The 5,035-nt window shown below is 30.2% G+C and carries 3 protein-coding genes; all 3 read right to left on the bottom strand.

What is annotated here, in order from left to right; all coding sequences use genetic code 11:
• Window positions 1-2: 2 nt before the first annotated feature.
• The 3 genes from N456_RS01140 to N456_RS01130 all read right to left on the bottom strand — a co-directional run bounded on the left by N456_RS01140 (window position 3) and on the right by N456_RS01130 (window position 5,034).
• Window positions 3-1,415, bottom strand: coding sequence for an aspartate aminotransferase family protein (locus N456_RS01140; RefSeq protein ID WP_062053010.1), 1,413 nt, complete (start codon window positions 1,413-1,415; stop codon window positions 3-5).
• A 191-nt stretch (window positions 1,416-1,606) separates the two neighbouring features.
• Entirely contained in the window at window positions 1,607-3,271 is a 1,665-nt protein-coding gene (locus N456_RS01135) for a cyclic peptide export ABC transporter (RefSeq protein WP_062053008.1), read from the bottom strand.
• A 170-nt stretch (window positions 3,272-3,441) separates the two neighbouring features.
• Complete coding sequence (locus N456_RS01130; protein ID WP_062053006.1) at window positions 3,442-5,034, bottom strand: MBL fold metallo-hydrolase; 1,593 nt, start codon at window positions 5,032-5,034, stop codon at window positions 3,442-3,444.
• Between the last annotated feature and the right edge of the window lies 1 nt (window position 5,035).

Here is a 5,035-nt window from a genome sequence, read left to right as displayed (position 1 = left end):
TTTTATTCGGTTTTATTTTTTGCTAGAATTGGCTCCATATATTCTTCCATACAAACTACTATCGCATCTTTCATAATTTCAATTGCTACATCAATAATATTTTTAGTTGTAATTAAAGGTGGAACCAATCGCATTACATTATTATAATGGCCACCTACTTCAAATAATAGTCTTCTCTGAAAGCACTCCGCTCTAAATTTTTTAAGATATTCTGGGAAAGGTTCTTTTGTCGTTTTATCCTTTACAAATTCAACTCCTATCATCATTCCTTTTCCTCTTACTTCTCCTATAAAAGGATTTTCTGATTCTAATACCCTTAACTTCTCTACTAAATAAGATCCTATAGTCTTAGTATATTCTTCTATATTATATTCTTCTATAAAATCAAAAGCTCCTCTTGCTGCTGCTATACTAACTTGATTTCCTCTAAAAGTACCTATGTGATCTGCCGACTTCCAAGCTTCTATATTTTTTTTATATATTAATCCAGAAATTGGAAAACCTATCCCTCCAAAACCTTTAGAAAACGTTATGATATCAGGCACTGCTCTGGTATTCATAAACTCTAAAAAACTTCCAGTTCTATAAAAACCACTTTGGATTTCATCAAAAATTACGATAATCCCATACTTATGAGCTATTTCTACTATGCGCTCCAAGAATCCTTCTTTAGGCAAAATATTACCTCCTTCTCCTTGTAAGGGTTCTAATATAATTGCGGCGGGTATTGTTATACCAGAATGTCCTGTTTCTAGTATCCATTCAAAATGCTTGGCACAATCATAATCACAACTGTTTTCTTCTTTATTAAAAGGACAACGATAGCAATAACTATAAGGGACAAAATGCACGTTAGGAATAAGGGAAGTTATTTTTTTACGAAAAAAAGTATCGGATGTAACTGCTAGTGCACCAGAAGTCATCCCATGATATCCTCCTGAAAAAGCAATTATACCATCCCGACCTGTCTTTATTTTTGCTAATTTTATTGCGGCTTCTACTGCATCTGAACCGGTAGGACCTCCAAAACTAACCTTATAATTTCCTTGAATCTCTTTGGGTAAATGTTTTAATATTTTTTGAATTAAGGCAAGCTTATTTTCTGTCGGAAAATCTAATGCATGAATCAATTCTGATTGTTGTTCTTTTACATAATCCAATACATACTCATTACCATGACCCACATTTAAAACTCCACAACCTCCAAAAAAGTCAATAAAATGATTTCCGTCTACATCTTCTATAATGCTTCCTTTTGCCCTCTTTATAGCTATTGGCATATTTTTAGGGTATGAAACAACATTTCCTTCTATTTCACCTTGTAATTTTAATAGTGCCTTTGACTTTTCTCCTGGTAATGAAGGAGAAACAATTTTCACTCTTTCAGATAAATGATACTTTTTAAGTGACTTCATAATAAATTACAAATATTTAAATTATTTAAAAAAACAGGTCTTGATCAGTAAAATTCTCAAGTCAAACTATAAGTCTACAGTTGCATAGCTATTCAGGCTAATAAAAAATTATTCATTAGGTAATCAGCAAAATTGAAATCTAATAGTTAAACTACTTTTAAATAGATAAGGTTACTATAACGTTAGTAGATCTAATAACTCGAAAATGTTACCGTATCTTTTTCTATCATTTTTCCATAATCAAATTTTATTAATCGATCACAGTATTTATAATATGCATCATCATGGGTTATTGCTATTACAGTTTTTCCTTTACTTTTTAAATCAGGAATTATGTTCTCATAAAAATATTTTCGAAATTCTGGATCTTGTTCTGCAGCCCACTCATCAAAAATAAAAATGTCTTTATCTTCCAACACCGAATATATCAATGCTAGTCGCTTCTGTTGTCCGCTAGATAGATTTTGGAATATTCTATTGTTAGCTATATCTTGTCGAATAATTTCGTCAAGTTTCATTTCTTTTAAAAGCTTCGTTAGGTGTGTATTAGAAGGGAGTAAATCGAAATTATCGTAATTCTCAGTAAAAAGATAATTATCAGCAAAAATACAGGATATCATATCTCTATAGTTGGATCTATTGTTATTTGTAATGAGCACATCATTAACAAATATCTCCCCAGATTTAGGTATGTATAACCCTGATAATAAATTGATAAAAGTGCTTTTTCCACTACCATTACTTCCAGAAATAAAAACTACTTCTCCTTTATTAATTTTTAGGTTAATCGGCTTTAGTTGAAACGTAATATTTCCTTTTTCATCAATATGCTGATAGTCTATATTATTAGTATAAAGAGTTTCAAAAACAGGTAACTCTTTTGATGTTGATAATAGAATTGAATCTGAGTCGTTAAAATTATCTGTAAGAGTATCATTGAACTCATTAATTCTTTTAAAAGCTACTTTATAACTAATAATGCTTTCCATAAGGTTTATTAAAATAGCGATTGGTCCCATTAAAAATAATAGTGTAATCATAAAACCAGAAATAACAGTTGCATCAATGCTAAAAAAAGTAGGTAATATAAAAAGTACAGTACCTATCAAAAGATAAAAGAAATAATCTCCTAATAATTCATTACCAAAAGCTGATAATCCTGATTTTATACTAAGTTTTATTGCTTTATCACGATTTTTAGTAATATGATCTAAAAAGATAGAATCACTCCTTTTAGTACTCATTTTAACTTTATTGAAACCATGTAAAAAATCATTATAATTCCTCATAAACACATCATCAAGATCTCTTTTAGCATCCATATCCTTTTCAATAATTCCATTCCGATGTATGTAAATAAAAACTAATATGAGAATAAGAAAGATCATCATTATAGCTCCTTTAGGATATAACCAAAACATATATCCTATTCCTGCTAATATCATTATTATAGAATTAAAAAAAACTATGAAATTCCCTGGCAGTGATTCTAAAGTACGTACATCTTCCAATGCAGTTCTAACTCTTGCCTCTCCCATATGTAAATAAGATTCATAGTTCGATAATCGAAGTTTATTTATGATTTGAAGCGTCATTTCTTTACCAAAGTTTAATGTTGCTTTTATCATGTACCCATTAAAATAGTACGTTAAAAAAAAAGACCCAACAACAAAAAACAAGTAAACTAACCAATCATAATCATCAAAAAGAGGTAAAGGAGTACCTGCTATTTTATGACTTACTAGCATTAACAAACTACCGCTCCACAGACCATTAATTACAGCAATAAAACCCAGTATTGGTAATGCAACTTTTATTTTTACTCTTAATAAATTAAGTAATGTTACTTTTCTCAATGTCCTAAATAGTTTAGTTATAAATATTAATTTTAAATTCCTCTAATAAATACCCACAAAATAATTTCATTATATTTTAATCTAAGTAACCATCATAGTTCTCTTTTTATGATGATGAGTATTGTTTTTATCACGCTTACTTTTTTTAGCACCAATAAAACCGAAATGATTTAATACATAATCTCTTTCTCTCCAAATAAGCGTTCTGCAATCATATTATTATTGTTACAATACTTGATTAATAAATCGGATTGCACAATAGGATTAGATTCATCTGTATACTTAATGCTACTAATAAACTCTAACCAAGGCTCTTGTCCCATTGCATATACATATACCTCTTTAGGGTTAAATGCTTCTACTAAACCTTTTCCTCTTTCGAAATTAGAACCTGCCAATCTACGTGAAGAATCTTTATCTCTTGCCAATGGTTCTGATAATAAAGGTCCATAAAGCCATGAAAGTGGAGCTCCGTCACATTCCATTCCTAAAAAGATAACATCTACATCTCCTATTAAGGTTTGTACATGTTCATAAATTTTAGATTCAACATTACAGGAGTCTGCGACAAAAAGTATCTTAAAACCTCCTACAGATACATGATGACAAATTTTAGCTTGTATATTTAGATCTGAATGTTCTCCTATAAATGGAATACCGGTAATAGCACAATCTTTAAAATTAATAGTATCCATTTCATCAATTTCAATAACATTATCAAAACCTATTGATTTAAACATCAGTTTTAAACTTGGATCTTGTAAACTACCATTAGACGATCTAGGGACAACGATATTTCTTATCTTATGCCTCAATGGAATTAGAGTTTCAAACAAAATATGATCTTGATGATTATGGGTGATTAGCACATAGTCAATAACTTCTGGCAAATGCATATCTGAAAATCGATCCACTTCCTGATGGTAACCATAATAACTAATTATAGGGTCTAAAAGAATACTGACATCCTTTGTCTCTATTAAAATGCATGCGTGTCCAAAATAACGCATTCGAACCTTATCTCCTGTATATTTTTCATAAGGTTTTGGTGCTTCAGTGGTAAAAAAGGAATCAAAAACAGACTCCATATCAGAAGTAATTCCTAAAGTTTCTTTTATTACTTTTAAAGAATTTGGAGTACGTCTCATCTTACTAAGGACATCTAAACCTTTATGATTAAAAGGTATGTTCAAGTGTATTTTATCCTTATCTTCTAAACGCGGTGTACTCAATACAAAAGGGCGTTCATCATTATTGGTTAACCAAAGTGAAATACTTTGTGATGTTTCTTTATAAAATTCGCTGTTGTATAATAATGATTCAAAAAATCGAAAAGAAGGCTGGTTATTGAGGTCATAAATCAATTCTACATAACCTTTTAATACCTCTGGAACTTCTTTATACAAAGGTTCTAAAGAATATCCTTTTGCTTTTGTCTTTAGCATTAAATCTAGCTCTTTAACTGCTTCACTAAAAACAATAAGCTCTTTTTGATTCTCTAAAGTGTCATTACGTAACTTTTCTATTTCACCTACTCGTTTTCCTTCATAATCAATAAAAGGTCCTCCCAACATTTTTGGGTTTTTTACTGCCGCAGCATGGGCTGTAGGAGCCTGAATATAGGAACTCATTATTTTTAAATGCCTACCAATAACATTCATCGCTGCTGTTGATGGAGATATCAAATGGCTCCATGCATACCAATTATCGAACAATGGCTCTATTACTAAGTTTGGTTTTAAATAAACTTGGTCTGTTTTCATA

This window comes from Aquimarina longa SW024, assembly GCF_001401755.1.
In the GTDB taxonomy this organism is placed as follows: domain Bacteria; phylum Bacteroidota; class Bacteroidia; order Flavobacteriales; family Flavobacteriaceae; genus Aquimarina; species Aquimarina longa.
The sequence above is the reverse complement of the archived record's forward strand: the minus strand, read 5'-3'. Positions and strand labels throughout refer to the sequence as shown.